This window comes from Streptomyces sp. NPDC028635 (genome assembly GCF_040637635.1).
Classification (GTDB): Bacteria; Actinomycetota; Actinomycetes; order Streptomycetales; family Streptomycetaceae; genus Streptomyces.
In genome coordinates this window covers 64976-80621 of sequence record NZ_JBEZWX010000001.1, presented here as the reverse complement: position 1 = coordinate 80621, position 15646 = coordinate 64976, and the positions used below count along the sequence as shown (strand labels likewise).

The following is a 15646-nucleotide window of genomic DNA, read 5'->3' as shown; positions in this document are numbered from 1 at the left end:
GTCGGAGATTCAGACCAGAACGGAACGGACGGCCGCCACCACGTCGTCCACGCCGGGCAGCACGGCCCGCTCGAGGTCCGGGTGGAAGGGAACGTGCACGTCCTCGCGCGTCACCAGCCGCGGTGGGGCCAACAGGGCGTAGAACTCCTCGTCGGAGCCGAGGAGTTCGGCGATGAGACCGGCGCCGAAGCTGCTGGTGCGGTTGTCCTCCTGCACCACGACGAGCCGCCCGGTGCGGCGCAGCGACGCGGCGACGGTCTCGCGGTCGAGCGGGACGAGCCAGCGCAGGTCGACGACCTCGCATCCGACGCCCTCGGCGGCGAGCACGTCCGCGGCCTGCACGGCGAGTTCCGTGCCGTTGCCCCAGGTGACGACGGTGACCTCGGTGCCGGCGCGCAGCACTCGGGCGCCCCGGGCCGGCCAGGGCTGTTCGGCGGCCTGCCGGCGCCTGCGCATCAGGTGCTTGGGCAGCAGCACGAGCGTGGGGTCGTCGCAGTCGAACGACTCCAGGAAGGCGGCCTCGGTGTCCTCCGGGGTGGAGGGCACGACCACCCGCAGCCCGGGCAGGTGGGTGAACAGGCTCTCGTTGCTCTGGCTGTGCCAGATGCCTCCGCCGGGCAGATAGCCGCCCCAGGGCGCGTAGATGACGACGGGGCACTGCCAGGCGGAGGCGGTGCGCCAGCGCAGCGTGGTCAGCTGGGCGGCGAGCTGGTTCCAGGCCGGCCCGGCGAAGTCGACGAACTGCAGCTCCACGACGGGCCGCATCCCGGCCGCGGCCAGGCCCACGGCCGCGCCGACGATGGTGGCCTCGGCGAGCGGGGAGTTGCTCATGCGCTGGCCGGCGGCCGCGCCGAGCCCCTTGGTGAAGCCGAAGACGCCGCCCTTGGGGTCCTCGATGTCCTCGCCGAACAGGACGAGTTCGGGGTGCCGGGCCAGTCCGGTGGCCAGGGCCCGGTTGACGGCGGCGACCATGGTGCCGCCGCAGGGCCGGGTCAGCGGCTGCGCGGGGGGCGCGCCGGCCGTGGTGACGGGAGCGAACAGGTGCTCGGTGATCGACTTGGGGTCGGCGCTGGGCTCGGCCGCGACCCGGTCGTAGATCTCCTCCGTCTCGCGGGCCAGCCGCGCACGGGTCAGCCGCAGCCACTCGTCGTCGACGAGACCTTCCTCCCGCAGGCGTCCTCCGAAGATGTCGACGGGGTCGCGCATCGCCTCGATGTCCTCGGGGCTGCGGTAGACCCGGTGGTCGTCGGAGGAGGTGTGGGATTCGAGCCGGTCCAGCCGGCACCACAGGACCACGGGCCCCTCCCCCGCGCGCAGCGGCCCGACGGCGGCCCGGGCCGCGGCGTACACGGCGTCGGGGTCGGAGCCGTCCACCACCCGGGTGCGCTCGGGGGGCAGCAGGCCGAGCGCCTGCGGGGACATCCGCTCGGTGGAGGTGGAAATTCCGTAGCGGTTGTCGGAGACCAGGAAAAGGACGGGGAGCTCGCGTTCGACGGCGAAGGCGAGGGCCTCGAAGAACTCGCCCTGCCGGGTCGAGGCGTCGCCGATGGAACAGACGACGATTCCGCGGCCGTCCTTCATGCGCTCCGCCCAGGCGGCGCCGACCGCGGGAAGGCACTGGCTTCCGGTGGGACTCGCGATGGAGAAGACGTTTCCGGCGCGGTGCCCGAAGTGGGCGCTCATGTTGCGCCCCGCGGAATGGGAGTCGGCCTTGGCCATGAGATCGCGGGCCTGTGCTTCGGAGTCCATTCCCCGGGCGAGCATCAAGGTCCGGTCCCGGTAGTGGGGGAAGATCAGGTCCTCGGGTTCCAGCAGCTCGGCCAGGGCGGCGAGCGCCTCGTGCCCGGCCGAGGAGATGTGGAACCACGCCTCGCCCTGGCGCAGCACGATGCCGGATCTGCGGTCGCATTCGCGGGAGAGCAGCATCAGTTCGAGGAAAGCGGTCCGCCGTTCGGCAGGTATCCCCGGAACCTGGGATTCCTTCGTCCGATTCGTCACGCACGAATCCTGCCGCGCGGCCGCCGGAGGGACATCGCCCGCAATGGCCAGATTCCGCGGCGGCCGTTTCTCACTCGCAGGAGGGATGCGGCGCGGCTCCTCTACGGAATGAGAACCACACCGACGGGTGATGTCTCCCTCGCTCTTCGCAGCCGGGACCCCGGGAGACGGGGACCCGGAAGGCAGGGCCCCCGTCTCCCGGAGCAGCGCGCCGCCGGAGGCGGGGGCCGCGGAAGAGCCGGACGCCGTCGGGGCGTCGATCGTCGGCCGGACGGAGGGGCCGGCCGGCCGGGCGCGGTCGGCCATCAGCCCGCGCGGGCCACGGTGCGCGCGGCGCTCGCCGGGGCGGTGGCCGCCGGGGTGTCCGGCTGGGCCACCAGGATGGAACGCTGCAGCCGGCTGAGCGCGGCCGACGGTTCCAGCCCCAGTTCCCGCACGAGCGTGGTGCGCAGCCGCTGGTAGACGCTCAGCGCCTCGCCGCGCCGCCCGGAGCGGTGCAGCGCCAGCATGAACTGGCCGTGCAGGCTCTCGTGCATCCGGTGCCGGTTGACGAGCACGGTCAGTTCCGACAGCAGCTCGCGGTGCCGGCCGAGCCGCAGATCGGCTTCGATGCGCTGGTCCAGTGCGCACAGCCGGGCTTCCTCCAGCCGCTTGACCTCCAGGTCGATGCGGCTTCCGGCCTGTACGTCGGCGAGTGCGGGGCCGGTCCACAGCGACAGCGCGTCCCGCAGCCGCCGGGCGCCCTGGGAGAAGTCCTCGGCGTCCATGGCCCGGTATCCGGCGCCCGCCCGCTGCTCGAACTCGCGGAAATCCACGCTGCCGCCCCGGGTGTTGAGGCGGTAGCCGCCGGGCAGCGTGACCAGGATGTCCTTGGCGGTGACGTGCTCCTCGCCGGCCTGGGCCAGGGCAGCGCCGATGAGCTCCCTCAGCTGCAGCACGTAGGTCTGCAGGGTGGTGCGGGCGCTGCGCGGCGGTTCGTCCTCCCACAACTCCTCTATGAGGGCGGAGACCTGCACCACCTGGTCGGCATGGAGGGCGAGCAGGGCGAGGACCTGCCGCGGCTTCGGTGCGGTCGGGGTGACCGAGATGCCGTGCTCGCGTGCCGACAGCGCGCCCAGTACTTCGATGTCCACTGCCAATTCCCCCATCGATTGCATCGCGGGTGTGCCCGCGTGGACCGCCGCTCGGCGCCTGCAGGGGCGTGCTGCGGCTTCTGACTGCTACCGATTAAAAAAACAGCACAGTCGGTTTGTCAACGCCATCGACGATACTGTAGGCCGCATGAGTCACACCGCACACCCCTCCCCGGACCGCACCGGCGGCCCGGGCGCCGCGTCACGGATCGCGGTCAGCACACCGTCGTTGCAGGTGGGACGCGAAGAGGCGGAACTCCACCGGCCCGTGGCGGCGAACAGCGCCGGCACGGACTCCAGTTGGTAGTGGCCGTGCTCGAGCAGGAGGACTCCCCTCGCGGCGAGCAGCCGGCTCGCGGTCGCCTCCATCGCCCGGATCATGCCCAGACCCTCCTCATCGGCCCAAAGCGCCAGCGGAGGATCGAAGTTGAGCACCTCCGGCGCGCTGGTGCGCAGCCCGATCGGGATGTACGGCGGATTGCTGACCACCAGGTCGGCGGTGCCGTCCAGCTCGGGGAAGGCCGTACGGGCGTCGCCCTGCACGATGCGCGCACCGGTGCCGCGGGCGTTGCGTTCGGCAACCCGCACGGCCGCGCGCGACAGTTCGACGCCGTACACCCGCGCCTGGGGGACGCGACGTGCGATGCTGACCGCCATGGTGCCCGGTCCGGCGCACAGATCGACCACGAGCGGGGAGGTGTGGCCCGCTTCAATGAGACCGTTCAGTCTCTTTATCGCCTCTTCAACGATCTCCGCAGTCTCGGGCTTCGGCACGAACACCCCGGGAGCCAGCTCGAAGCGGTGCCCCATGAACCAGGTATGACCCACGATGAGTTCGGCAGGCTCACGCGCCTCGCGCCGGGCCACGTACTCCTCGTAGACCGGTGGCACCGGGTGCGCCAGGCGGTGGTCGAGTCCGTCGGGCTCGACCCGGCAGGCATGGGCGGCGAGCAGCCGCGCGTCGGCGCGGGCCGCGTCCGCCTCGATCCCGGCGGCGGAGAAGCGCCGCACGGCCTCCTCGATCGCGACGCCCAGCGTGCGGTTGCCCGCGGTGGTCCGCGGGGCGGCGGCGCCCGTCATGACGCCCTCCGCCGCGTGCCGCCGGTGGCGATCCACTCGTCCTCCAGGCGGCACGTCTCCTCGATGATCACCTCGTACAGGCGGTGCAGGAACGCCGGGTCGATGCCGTGCCGCCGCCCGTACCGCGCGGCACGGTCCTGCACGGTCGCGATGCGCTGCGGCTGCATCATCGGCACGTCGTGCACGCGCTTGTACTCCCCGATGCGCAGGCAGATGTCCAGCCGCTCGCGCACGGTGTCCAGCAGTACGGCGTCGACGGCGTCCAGTTGCTCCCGCAGGGCTTGCAACTCGTCTCGGGGCTGGAGGGACATGTGGGGCTCCTTTTCGTCAGCGGAGGGGTTTCTCGGCGGATCGGTGGGGTTCTTCGGTGGTGCGGTGGGGTTCTTCAGTGGTTCGGCGGAGTTCTCCGGTGGGTCGGTGGGGTCCTTCGGCTGGACGGACAGGGCAGGCCGGGCGCACCCGGCCGGACACGTGCAACAGGGAAGGGCAGAGCATGGGTGAGGAACGACGGCGGACGGCCGCGGACGGGGACACGGCGTTCCGGCGCTGTGTGGTGGCGGGCGGCGCCGGAGAGGTCGGCCGGATGTTCACCGACTGGCTGCTGCGCTCGGGCGCCGAGGTGACCCACGTCGACCTCGCCCCACCCGGGGCCGGCGGTCCCGCGGTGCGCTGCGTCGCCGACGACATCCGCCGGCCGGGACCCGCCGCGGCCGCGGCGCTCGCGCACGCCGATCTCGTACTGCTGGCCGTACCGGAGCAGGTGGCGCTGGACGCGGTGGCACCCGTGGCCCGTCTGCTGCGCCCCGACGCGCTGCTCGCGGACACCCTGTCGGTCAAGAGCCGGATGGCCGAGCGGCTGCGAGCCGACGCGCCCGGCGTCCAGGCGGTCGGCCTGAACCCGATGTTCGCGCCGTCGCTGCCCCTGCCGGGCCGGCCGGTGACAGCCGTGGCGGTCACCGACGGTCCGGCCGTGCGCGCGTTGCTGAAGCTGATCACCGGCTGGGGCGCCCGGGTGGTGGAGCTCGGCGCGCAGGAGCACGACACGCTGACGGCCGTACAGCAGGCGGCCACCCATGCCGCCGTCCTCGCCTTCGGGCTGGCGCTCGGTGAGCTGGGACCGGACGTGACGGTCCTGCGGGAGGCCGGGCCGCCGCCGCACCGGACGCTGCTGATGCTGCTGGCCCGGATCGTCTCCGGCTCGCCGGAGGTCTACTGGGACGTCCAGGCGGGCAATCCGCACGCCGACGCCGCCCGACGCGCCCTCGGCCGCGGCCTGGAACGGATCGGACAGGTGGTGGCCGAGGGCGACGAGGAGGCCTTCACCACGCTGCTCGGGCAGTTGCGCGACACGCTCGGCGATCAGCACCGCGAGGAACTGGCCCGCGCCTGCGCGCAGATGTTCGCCTCGCTGCCGTGAGCCCGGCGGCGGCCCGGCCCGCTTCACCGCCGCCGGCCCCGGACGGGCCGCCGGTGCCGCACGGCCCGCACGGCCCGCACGGCCCGCCGGTGCGGCCGGTGCCGCCTGTCCCGGAGGACCCGCCGGTGCCGACCGTCCTGCGCGGCCGACCCGTGCCGGCCGCCCGACACGGCCCGCCCCGGCCGCCCGCCCCGCAGGACCCGCCGGTGCCACGCGCCCCGCACGGCCCGCCGGTGCCGCCTGTCCCGGACGGCCCGTCCCGGGCAGCCGCCCAGCACGGTCCGCCCCCTCTGGCCGCCGCGCCCGGCCCGCCCGGTGCCCGCGGGTCACCGGCCCCCTCCCCCGCCCGCGGGTCACGGCAGGCTGCCTGCCAGCACCGCGCGCCCGGCGGTGGGGGCGACGGCCCGCGCCTGACGCAGCGCCCGCAGAGTGGTGCGTGCCTTCAGCAGCATCTCCCGCACCTCCTCGTCCGGGTCGGACAGTGCGACGACGGCACCGCCCACGCCGATCGTGGCCGCCTCCGCCGTGGCGACGACGGTCCGGATGACGATGCTCAGATCGGTCGCCCCGCTCAGCGCGAAGTAGCCGAGCGCGCCCGAGTAGACACCGCGCGGGCCGCCCTCCAGACGGTCGATGAACTGCATGGTGCGCACCTTGGGCGCACCGGTCATCGAGCCGCCCGGAAACGCCGCCCGCACCGCCTCGGGACGCGACACACCGGGCGCGAGGCGTCCGCGCACGGTGCTCACCAGTTGGTGCACGGTCGCGTACGACTCGACCTGGAACAGCCCGGGCACACCCACGCTGCCGATCTCGCAGACCTGCCCGAGGTCGTTGCGGACGAGGTCGACGATCATCAGGTTCTCGGAGCGGTCCTTCTCGGCGCTCGCCAGGTCCCGGGCGATCGCCGCGTCCTGGCCGGGCGTCGCCCCCCGGGGCCGGGTTCCCTTGATCGGCTTGGACTCCGCGGTGCCGGCGGCGTCGATGCGCAGGAAGCGCTCGGGCGACGAACTGAGCACCGCGCCCGCGGGGAAGTCCAGATAGGCGGCGTACGGGGCGGGGCTGATCGTCCGCAGCGCACGGTAGACGGTGAGCGGGTCGGCCGGACCGGGCACGCGCAGCGTGTTGGTCAGGCACACCTCGTACGTCTCACCGTCGGCGATGAGCCGCTGGCAGCTCTGCACCAGCGCCCGGTACTCGGCGACATCGTGCCGGTACTCGACCTCCAGCTGCGGCAGCGCGTCGTCGGGCAGCAGGGTGAACGGTGGACGCGGGACGGTCCCGGCGAGGGCGCGCGCGGCGCCGGTGAGCCACTCCTGTGCCTGCCGTGCGGTCGCCGGGCGGCGGGCGTGACTGAGCGCGAGCAGCCAGGCGCACCCGTGGAGATGGTCGATGGCGAGCATCCGGTCCGCGAACACGAAGGCGCCGTCCGGCAGTTCGGCATGGTGAGCGCGGTCGCCACCGCAGTCGGCCTTGGCCTCGTAGCCGAGATAGCCGACGTAGCCGAGATTGAATTCGAAGGGCAGTTCCGCCGCGGGCAGGCGGCGTGCGGCCAGCTCGGCCTCCAGATACGCGAAGAGCGTGCCGTCCACGCGCCTCAGCTCGGTGCCGTGGCGGTCGGTGACGGTGACGCGGCCCTCGGCCACGTCATGGGTGACGATCTCGCCGAGCGGGCCCGCGGGCCCCCCGAGGAAGCTGAAGCGGGACAGGCCCTCCTCGGCGCGGCTGCTGTCCAGCCAGAACCGCCCGGCCACCCCGTCGAAGAGCGCTTCGAACGCGCTGTCCGCCTCGGGTGCGGCGCCCAGTCGCCGTATGTGCAGGCGCAGATCGCCCTCGCCCGTGGCCACGCCGTGGTCCGGGTCCGCCGCCGGGCGGGGGGCGACCGGGCCCGGCACCTCGGCACCGAGCGGCTCCTCGCCGCGCGCCCGCAGGGTCAGGTCGCGGAAGTTCGCCAGCATCCGCAGGCCGTGTTCGCTGCAGATGGACTCCGGGTGGAACTGCACGCCCCAGCGCGGCCGGGTGCGGTGCCGGACGGCCATCAGCAGACCGTCGCGGGTGTGCGCGGTGGGCTCGAGCTCCTCGGGCAGTTCGTGCACGAGCAGCGAGTGGTAGCGGACCACGCGGTAGGGCGAGGGTATGCCGGCGAACAGTTCCCGCCCGTCGTGCAGCACCTCGCTGGTGCGGCCGTGCACCGGCTCCGGCGCGTGCCCCACCCGGCCGCCGCCGAGCAGGCACAGGGCCTGGTGCCCCAGGCACACACCGAGCAACGGCAGGTCCCACTCCTCGATGACACGGCGGCTGAGGCCCAGGTCCCGGGCGATCGCCGGATCACCGGGCCCCGGCGAGACGACCACGTTGTCGAAGTCGTCCGGCGACAGGGCCGCCCAGCCCTCGTGGTCGTCGTGCCGCAGGACGACGGGGGCGGCCCCGTTCACCTGGGCCAGCATCTGGAAGAGGTTGTAGGTGAAGGAGTCGTAGTTGTCGATCAGCAGGGTTCGCACAGTGCGCACGGCCGCTCCCTCGGGCTCGTCAGCCGCGCCGGACGGTCAGCGGCAGGTTCCGTACACCGAACAGCCCGTCCCGGTGGTAGCGCAGTCGCGCACCGGGGGTGATCCGGACCTCGGTGAACCGGTCCAGCAGCGCCTCGAGCGCGATGCGGCCCTCCAGGCGGGCGAGCGGCGCGCCGAGGCAGTAGTGGATGCCGTGCCCGAACGCGGTCTGCTGGTTGCCCGCGCCACGAGCCGGGTCGAAGCGTTCGGGCTCCTCGAAGACCCGCTCGTCGTGGTTGGCGGAGACGATCGAGGGCACGACCATGCGCCCGGCCGGGACGGGCACTCCGGCGACCTCGGTGTCCTGCGTGGTGACGCGGGCCATCATGGTGATCGGCGGGCGCAGCCGCATCACCTCGTCGACCACGGCGGGGATCAGCGTGCGGTCGGCGCGCAGCGCGTCCCACACGCCCGGGTTCTCCTCCAGGCACAGCACGGTGTTGCCGAGCATCATGGACGTCGACACATGGCCCGCCATCAGCAGCAGCCCGCCGAACTCCACGACCTGACTGTCGGTCAGTTTTTCGCCGTCGATCTCGGCGGCGACCAGCCGGGAGATCAGGTCCTGTCCCGGGCGGCGCCGGCGCTCCTCGACGTGCTCGAGGAGGTAGGCGTGCATCGCCTTCATCGGCTCCTTGACGAGGGTGTCGTAGTCGTCCCCCGCGTCGTCGCCGAACTGCAGGTCCGAGGGGTCCTCGATCTGCATCGACAGCATCCGGTCCGACCAGGAGCGGAACAGCTCCCGGTCCTCGGCGGGCACCCCGAGCAGCTCGGCGATCACGATCACGGGGAGCGGGTAGGCGAAGTCGGCGACCAGGTCGAAGGTGTCGCCGTCGACGCCGTCGAGGAGCTCCGCGGCCACCTCGGCCACCCGGGGTTCCAGGTCGGCGACCGTGCGCGGGGTGAACGCCTGGCTGACCAGGCGGCGCAGCCTGCGGTGCAGCGGCGGATCGATGACGGAGAGGATCTCCTCGGTCAGCGCCTCGGAATCGGGGCGCAGCCGGTGCAGCTCGGAGGAGAAGACGGCCGGGTCGGAGGTCACGGCCAGCACGTCGGCGTGGCGGAAGACGTGGAACACCCCGAACTCGTCCTCGTGGACGGGGTGTTCGTCGCGCATGGTGCGCAGCCACGAGAACAGGGCGTGGCCGCCGTCTTCGACGGTCGGCCGGGGGGCGATGGTGGGGGATGACGCCATCAGGGTCTCTCCTTCACGAAGCGCTCAGCCGGAGCGTGGGGGGTCGGGGGGAAGCGGGCGGGCGGCCCGTCACAGCACGGTGGCCGCGGGGGCGGACACCGGCTGGAGCGCGTAGGGGTCGACGGCGTCGGACGGGTGGTGCTCGAGGGAGAGCCGCGATCCGAGGGCGTACTCCGCCGCCACCTCCAGGAAGACCTCCATGGCCAGGGCGTCCTCGAGGGCGAAGCCGGTCGAGTCGAACACGGTCAGCCCGTCACGCCGGGCGTGCGCCAGCTGCGGCTCGGCGGCCAGCCGGCCCAGTCCGGGCCCCGTCTCGGCCGCCGTCAGACGCTGGCACTCGCCCTCGCGCAGGGCCTGTCCGGGGTGGTCGGCGGTGACGAAGGCCCGGCGCAGCAGCGGCAGCGGAAGTTCCGTCTTGCCCACGAGGTCGGCTCCGACGGCGTTGATGTGCAGGTGCGGGCGGTGCGCGCGGTCGGGGAGGACGGGCCCCTGCCCCACCGCGACCGACGTGGCGGTGCAGACCACGTCGGACTCCGCCATGATCAGGTCCGGGTCGGCGCGCTGGACGGTGACCCCGGTGAAGGCGGCCCGGCGCGCGAAGCTCTCCAGATGCCCCGGATCGGTGTCCCACACCAGGACCCGCTCCAGCGGCAACACCCGTGACAGGGCGTGCAGCTGGGTGACGGCCTGGGCGCCGGCGCCGACCAGACCGAGGGTGCGGCTGTCGGGCCGGGCGAGGAGCCGGCTGGCTACGGCGGAGGCGGCGCCGGTGCGGACGGCGGTGAGCAGCACACCGTCCATCAGCGCGGTCAGGGCCCCGGTGGTGTCGTCGTAGCGGGCGACGGTCCCGATGATCGTCGGCAGCCCGAACCGGGTCGGGTTGCCGGGGCTGTAGGCGACGGTCTTGATGGTGATGCTGTCGCCCGGATCGCGGTGCGGCATCCATTCCAGGATGCCCGGCACCGGTTCGCTGCGTTCGAACCCCCCGCGCGGCGGGGACAGTTGGCGTCTGCCCTGCCCGATGTCGCACAGCCCCTCGGTGAGCCGTTCGATGACCCGGTCCATCAGGGCGTCGCGCCCGACGGCGGCCGTCACCGCCGCGACGTCTCGGCGATCCAGGATCCAGGTCTCCATCGGGCGCTCCCTCAATCGAGCCGCTTCTCGCCGGGGACCGGCCGGGCCCCGGGACGACGGCATCCTGTCCGGTCCGGCTGACGCCGGGCTGATCGGCACCTGACGGGCGAGCGGGCCACGGCGGGCTCACATCAGCGGCGTGTCAACGGCCCTGGGAACACTGCTCGGCGACGCGAGCGGACGAAAGGGATCTACGATGCTGGACGGATGCGTTCCCTGGCCCGAGGAGGTGGCCGCGCGCTACCGCGCGGCCGGGTACTGGCGGGGTGAGACGCTCGGCCATCTGCTGCGGCAGTGGGCCGCGGCCTACGGCGAGCGCACCGCGCTGGTCTCCGCGGACGGCTCGCGCCGCGTCACCTACCGGGAGCTGGACGTGTGGTGCGACCGGCTCGCCTCCGGTTTCGCGGCCCGCGGCCTGCGGCCCGGCGACCGGGTGCTGGTGCAGCTGCCCAACACCCCCGACTTCGTGGCCGTCTGCTTCGCCCTGTTCCGTCTCGGCGCCCTTCCCGTGTTCTGCCTGCCGGCCTACCGCGACAACGAGCTGCGGCACCTGGTGGAGCTGTCCGGCGCCACCGCCTGCGTGGTGCCGGACACCCACAACGGGTTCGACCACCGCGACCTCGTCCACGCGGTGCGTGCCACCCTTCCGCAGCTGAGCCAGGTGTTCGTGGCGGGTGAGCCGGCCCACGGTTTCACCGCCCTGGCCGACGTGCCCGCGGACCCCGTGGAGCTGCCCGCGCCGGACGCGGGCGACGTGGCGTTCTTCCTGCTGTCCGGCGGTACGACGGCGCTGCCGAAGCTGATCCCGCGCACCCACGACGACTACGCCTACCAGACGCGGCTCACGGCCGGGTTGTGCGAGCTGGACGAGAACACCGTGTACCTGGCGGTACTGCCGGTGGAGTTCAACTTCCCCTGGGGGTGCCCCGGCATCCTCGGCACCCTGGGCGCGGGCGGACGCGTGGTGTTCGCCGAGACGCCGCAGGCGCTGCACTGCTTCCGGCTGATCGAGCGCGAGCGCGTGACGTTCACCTCCGCCATCCCCACCATCGTGCACCTGTGGCTGGCGGCGGCCGAGGAGGGTCACGAGCACGATCTGAGCAGCCTGGACGTGCTGCAGGTGGGCAGCGCCAAGCTGCACCCCGAGGTCGCCGAGCGCATCGAGCCCACCCTGGGGGTGCGCCTGCAGCAGGTCTTCGGCATGGCCGAGGGCCTGCTGACGTTCACCCGCTACGACGACCCGCGCGAGACGATTCTGACCACCCAGGGCCGCCCGGTCTCCCCCGCCGACGAGGTCCGCGTCGTCGACGCCGACGACCGCGACGTCCCGCCGGGTGAGACGGGCGAGCTGCTGACCCGCGGCCCCTATACCCTGCGCGGCTACTACCGGGCGCCCGAGCACAACGCCCGCGCGTTCACCGCGGACGGCTTCTACCGCAGCGGCGACCTCGTGCGCCTCACCCCCACCGGCGAGATCGTCGTCGAGGGCCGGGTCAAGGACGTCGTGGTGCGCGGCGGCGACAAGGTGTCCGCCACCGAGGTCGAGCGCCATCTGACGGCCCACCCCGACGTGCAGCAGGCGGCCGTCGTCCCCATGCCCGACGCGGTGCTGGGCGAGAAGATCTGCGCGTACGTCATCGCCTCCCCCGGCCGGCCCGCGCCGGGACTGCCGGCGCTGCGGGCACTGCTGCGCTCGCGCGGGCTGGCCTCCTTCAAGCTCCCGGACCGCGTCGAGGTCCTCGACTCCTTCCCCCTGACCGGTCTGAACAAGGTGGACAAGAAGGCTCTCGCGGCCCGCATCGCCGAGCGGACCGCCACCCCCGCCGGCCCGTCGGCCCAGCCCCGGGAGACCGTGTGAACGCCCCCCTCACCCGGTCCGGCCGCTACGCCGTGCCCTTCGCGCGCCGCGGGAGCGTCGTCGGGGAGGCGGACCTCGCCGCCCTGACCGAACTCGTGCGTTCCGAGGGGCCCCTGACGTCGGGTGTGTGGCGGGAGCGTTTCGAGGAGCGGTTCCGGCAGTGGTGCGGGGCCCGTCACGCGCTCACCGTCACCAGCGGCACGGTCGCCCTGGAACTGGCGATCCGCCTGCTCGACCTGGCGCCCGGCGACGAGGTGATCGCGACCCCGCAGACCTTCCAGGCCACGGTGCAGCCGCTGCTGGGCCACGACGTCCGCGTCCGCTTCTGCGACATCGACCCGGACACCCTGAACATCGACACGGACGTGCTCGCCTCCCTCGTCACCGACCGCACCCGGGCGATCCTGCTCGTCCATTACGGCGGCAGTCCCGCCGACATGGACCGCGTCATGGCGATCGCCCGCCCCCGGGGCATCACGGTCGTCGAGGACAGCGCCCACGCCCTCGGCGCGCTCTACCGGGGCCGGCGCCCCGGCGCCCTCGCCGACATCGGCTGCTTCAGCTTCCACTCCACGAAGAACATCACCACCCTCGGCGAGGGCGGCATGATCACGCTGTCCCGGGACGAGTGGGCCGAGCGCGTGCAGCGCATCCGCGACAACGAGGTGGACGGCGTGTACGTGCCGCGCGCGGCGGACGCCGACCCGCCGGCCCTGCTGCCGTGGATGAAGTTCGCGGAGGGCGTCTACCGGCACACCGCCGTCGGCATCCGCGGAGCCGGCACCAACGCCACGATGTCCGAGGCCGCCGCGGCCGTGGGCCTGGTCCAGATGGACTCCCTGGACCGTTTCGTCGCACGCCGCACCTGGATCGCCGCGCGTCTGGACGAGGCGGTGTCCGCGTTTGCGGGGGTGCGGCTGCACCGGGCGGCGCCGGACAGCCGGCACGCGTACCACCTCTACACCTTCTTCCTCACCGGGGGGCGGCGGATACGCGAGCGCTTCGTGCGCGCCCTGGACCGGCTCGGGGTGGAGGTGCAGCTGCGCTACTTCCCGCTGCATCTGTCCCCGGAGTGGCGTCTGCGGGGCCATGTCCGCGGGGAGTGCCCGCAGGCCGAACGCGTCTGGTTCGAGGAGCACATGAACCTTCCCTGCCACCCCGGCCTGACCGACGCCCAGGTCGAGCACATGGTGACCGCGGTACGCCAGGCCCTGCGTGAGGCGTACGACGAACTGGCCCGGGTGCCTGCGTGAGCCGCCCCGGCGGAAAGGAGGGCCCATGCCCTTCATCGACGTGAAGATCTACGAGCGCCGGCTGACCGAGGAGAGCGAAGCGGACCTGATCGAGCGCCTCACCCAGGCGGTGGTGGACGTGTTCGGCGAGGACGTACGCGACCAGACATGGATCGCGCTGACGGGGGTGCCCCCGCAGCGCTGGGGCATCGGCGGCACCCCCGGCAGCCCCTGACACCACCGTCGCCGACGCGGCAGCGCCGTGGCCGCAGCCGTGACCGCAGCCGTAGCCGTAGCCGTAGCCGTAGCCGTAGCGACCGTCGTCCGTCCCCGACTCCCGTGCGGTGAGCGCCTCGTGATCACCGCACGACTCAACGCCACGGCCCGGCGCGGCTATTACGGCGTAATAGCCCGGGCCCGTCCTTTGCGAAGGACGGGCCCGGGCCACATGGTGCGGAGAACTACCCGGCCGTGGCAGCGCTGCCGGCGCCCGCCTCGGCGTCGGCGGCGGCCGCCTCCCGCGCGGCCGCCCGCTCCGCCCGGCTCAGCAGCAGCGCCGCCAGCAGCCCGCCGGCGAACACGGCCGCCGCCCCGATGAGCTGACTGGCGCGTACGGCGTCGGCGAACGCGTCCTGCACCTGGCGCACCAGCTCCGGCGTACGCGCATCGCGCAGCGCCTCGGCCAGCGAACCGGACTCCCCGATCGTCGCGGGCAGCAGGCCGGCGAACCGCGCCCCCAGCACCGCGCCGAGGATCGCCACGCCCAGGCCGCCGCCGAACTCGGTCAGCGTGCCCTGCACGCCCGCGCCCACCCCGGCCTTCGCCGGCGGGATCGAGGACATGATCGCCGTGGCCATGGCGGGCATGGCGAGGGCGATGCCGCAGCCCATCAGCAGCAGCCCGGCGAACATGCCGCCGTATCCGGCGCCGTCGCGCGAGCCGAGCAGCGCGACCGCGGTCAGGCCGCCCGCCAGCAGCGTCATGCCGACCGCGATACTGCGCGCCACGCCCAGTTTGACGAGGAGCTTCGCACCGATCCCGGCGAGGTTGAGACACACGATGGTCAGCGCCAGCGGCGCGGTGCGCAGTCCGGCCTGCAACGCGTCGTAGCCGAGGACGAGCTGGAGGTGCTGGGTGAGCAGGAACAGCGACCCGGCCATGCCGAAGGCGACGAGCAGCCCGCCGGCGATGGCGCCGTTGAACCGCCGGTTGCGGAAGAAGGACATGTCGAGCATCGGGTAGGGCACGCGCAGCTCCCAGCGCACGAACGCGGCGAGCGCGGCGAGTCCGACGAGCGCCGGGACCAGGACCCGCGCCGACGTCCAGCCGTGCTCCGGCCCGGAGATGATCGCGTACACCACACCGACCATGCCCAGCGTGGACAGCACGGCACCGAGGAGGTCGGGTCGCTCCCCTTCGGGGTTCTTCGTCTCGGGGATGAGCGCGGCGACCGCCACCACCCCGACCACGGCCACGGGGATGTTGATGAGGAAGATGGAGCCCCACCAGAAGTGGTCGAGCAGCGCGCCGCCGAGCAGCGGACCGGCGGCGAACCCGAGGGAACTGACCGCTCCCCACAGGCCGATGGCCCGCGGCCGCTCCTCGTCGTCGAAGGTCTGCATGATGACGGCGAGCGTGGTGGTCGCGAGCAGCGCGCCACCGATGCCCATACCGGCCCGGGCGGCGATCAGCTGACCGGAACTCTGGGCGAGAGCCGCCGCGGTGGAGCCGAGCCCGAACAGGACCAGGCCCGCCATCAGCATCAGCTTGCGGCCATAACGGTCGGCGACGCTTCCCGCGGTGAGCAGCAGCCCCGACTGCACCAGGGCGTACGCGTTGATCATCCACTGGACGTCGGCGGTGCTGGCGCCCAAGTCCACGGTGAGCGCCGGGATCGCCACATTGAGGACCGTGTTGTCCAGCAGGACGACCAACTGGGCGAGGCAGATCACCCCGAGGATGACCCAGCGCCGCGGATCTCGCTCGGTGGGGGGAAGTGACGCCTGGGTGCTGTGCAAGGGATCGTCTCCTGGGGGGGTAGGGGCCCGTT

General features: G+C 73.2%; 12 protein-coding genes. 4 read left to right on the top strand and 8 right to left on the bottom strand.

The window, feature by feature from the left end; translation table 11 throughout:
- Positions 1-9 precede the first annotated feature (9 nt).
- The 4 genes from AB0E88_RS00335 to AB0E88_RS00320 all read right to left on the bottom strand — a co-directional run bounded on the left by AB0E88_RS00335 (position 10) and on the right by AB0E88_RS00320 (position 4522).
- The gene (locus AB0E88_RS00335; RefSeq protein ID WP_361621240.1) at positions 10-1998 is read right to left on the bottom strand and encodes a thiamine pyrophosphate-dependent enzyme; all 1989 of its coding nucleotides are present in this window, start codon (positions 1996-1998) and stop codon (positions 10-12) included.
- 305 nt (positions 1999-2303) lie between these two features.
- The gene (locus AB0E88_RS00330) at positions 2304-3131 is read right to left on the bottom strand and encodes an AfsR/SARP family transcriptional regulator (protein ID WP_361621237.1); all 828 of its coding nucleotides are present in this window, start codon (positions 3129-3131) and stop codon (positions 2304-2306) included.
- A gap of 153 nt (positions 3132-3284) precedes the next feature.
- Positions 3285-4211: a peptide chain release factor N(5)-glutamine methyltransferase gene (locus tag AB0E88_RS00325; RefSeq protein ID WP_361621234.1), complete on the bottom strand. Its 927-nt coding sequence runs from the start codon at positions 4209-4211 to the stop codon at positions 3285-3287.
- Entirely contained in the window at positions 4208-4522 is a 315-nt protein-coding gene (locus AB0E88_RS00320; RefSeq protein ID WP_361621231.1) for a chorismate mutase family protein, read from the bottom strand. The genes AB0E88_RS00325 and AB0E88_RS00320 overlap by 4 nt, the downstream gene beginning before the upstream one ends.
- Before the next feature lie 182 nt (positions 4523-4704).
- Between AB0E88_RS00320 and AB0E88_RS00315 the strand changes: the two genes are divergently transcribed.
- Positions 4705-5628 (top strand): prephenate dehydrogenase/arogenate dehydrogenase family protein, encoded by a 924-nt coding sequence (locus AB0E88_RS00315; protein WP_361621228.1) that lies wholly within the window; start codon positions 4705-4707, stop codon positions 5626-5628.
- 353 nt (positions 5629-5981) lie between these two features.
- On the opposite strand, the gene pabB is transcribed toward AB0E88_RS00315, so the two are convergent.
- The 3 genes from pabB to AB0E88_RS00300 all read right to left on the bottom strand — a co-directional run bounded on the left by pabB (position 5982) and on the right by AB0E88_RS00300 (position 10506).
- Entirely contained in the window at positions 5982-8138 is a 2157-nt protein-coding gene (pabB, locus tag AB0E88_RS00310) for an aminodeoxychorismate synthase component I (RefSeq protein ID WP_361621225.1), read from the bottom strand.
- Positions 8139-8157: 19 nt separating this feature from the next.
- A complete protein-coding gene (locus AB0E88_RS00305) occupies positions 8158-9372 on the bottom strand; it encodes a cytochrome P450 (RefSeq protein ID WP_361621222.1) in 1215 nt (404 codons plus the stop codon).
- 69 nt (positions 9373-9441) lie between these two features.
- Positions 9442-10506: an ornithine cyclodeaminase family protein gene (locus tag AB0E88_RS00300; RefSeq protein ID WP_361621219.1), complete on the bottom strand. Its 1065-nt coding sequence runs from the start codon at positions 10504-10506 to the stop codon at positions 9442-9444.
- A 196-nt stretch (positions 10507-10702) separates the two neighbouring features.
- On the opposite strand from AB0E88_RS00300, the gene AB0E88_RS00295 reads away from it, so the two are divergent.
- The 3 genes from AB0E88_RS00295 to AB0E88_RS00285 are packed head-to-tail and all read left to right on the top strand — an operon-like array spanning position 10703 to position 13831.
- Positions 10703-12364, top strand: a complete 1662-nt coding sequence (locus tag AB0E88_RS00295) for an AMP-binding protein (RefSeq protein ID WP_361621216.1) — start codon at positions 10703-10705, stop codon at positions 12362-12364.
- On the top strand, positions 12361-13617 hold the full coding sequence (locus tag AB0E88_RS00290; RefSeq protein ID WP_361621213.1) for a DegT/DnrJ/EryC1/StrS family aminotransferase: 1257 nt from the start codon (positions 12361-12363) through the stop codon (positions 13615-13617). Before AB0E88_RS00295 ends, AB0E88_RS00290 begins: the two co-directional genes overlap by 4 nt.
- A gap of 25 nt (positions 13618-13642) precedes the next feature.
- Complete coding sequence (locus AB0E88_RS00285) at positions 13643-13831, top strand: 4-oxalocrotonate tautomerase family protein (protein WP_361621210.1); 189 nt, start codon at positions 13643-13645, stop codon at positions 13829-13831.
- Between the two features lie 226 nt (positions 13832-14057).
- Here the strand turns inward: AB0E88_RS00285 and AB0E88_RS00280 are convergent, their stop codons facing one another.
- Complete coding sequence (locus AB0E88_RS00280) at positions 14058-15614, bottom strand: MFS transporter (protein ID WP_361621207.1); 1557 nt, start codon at positions 15612-15614, stop codon at positions 14058-14060.
- Positions 15615-15646: the final 32 nt, after the last annotated feature.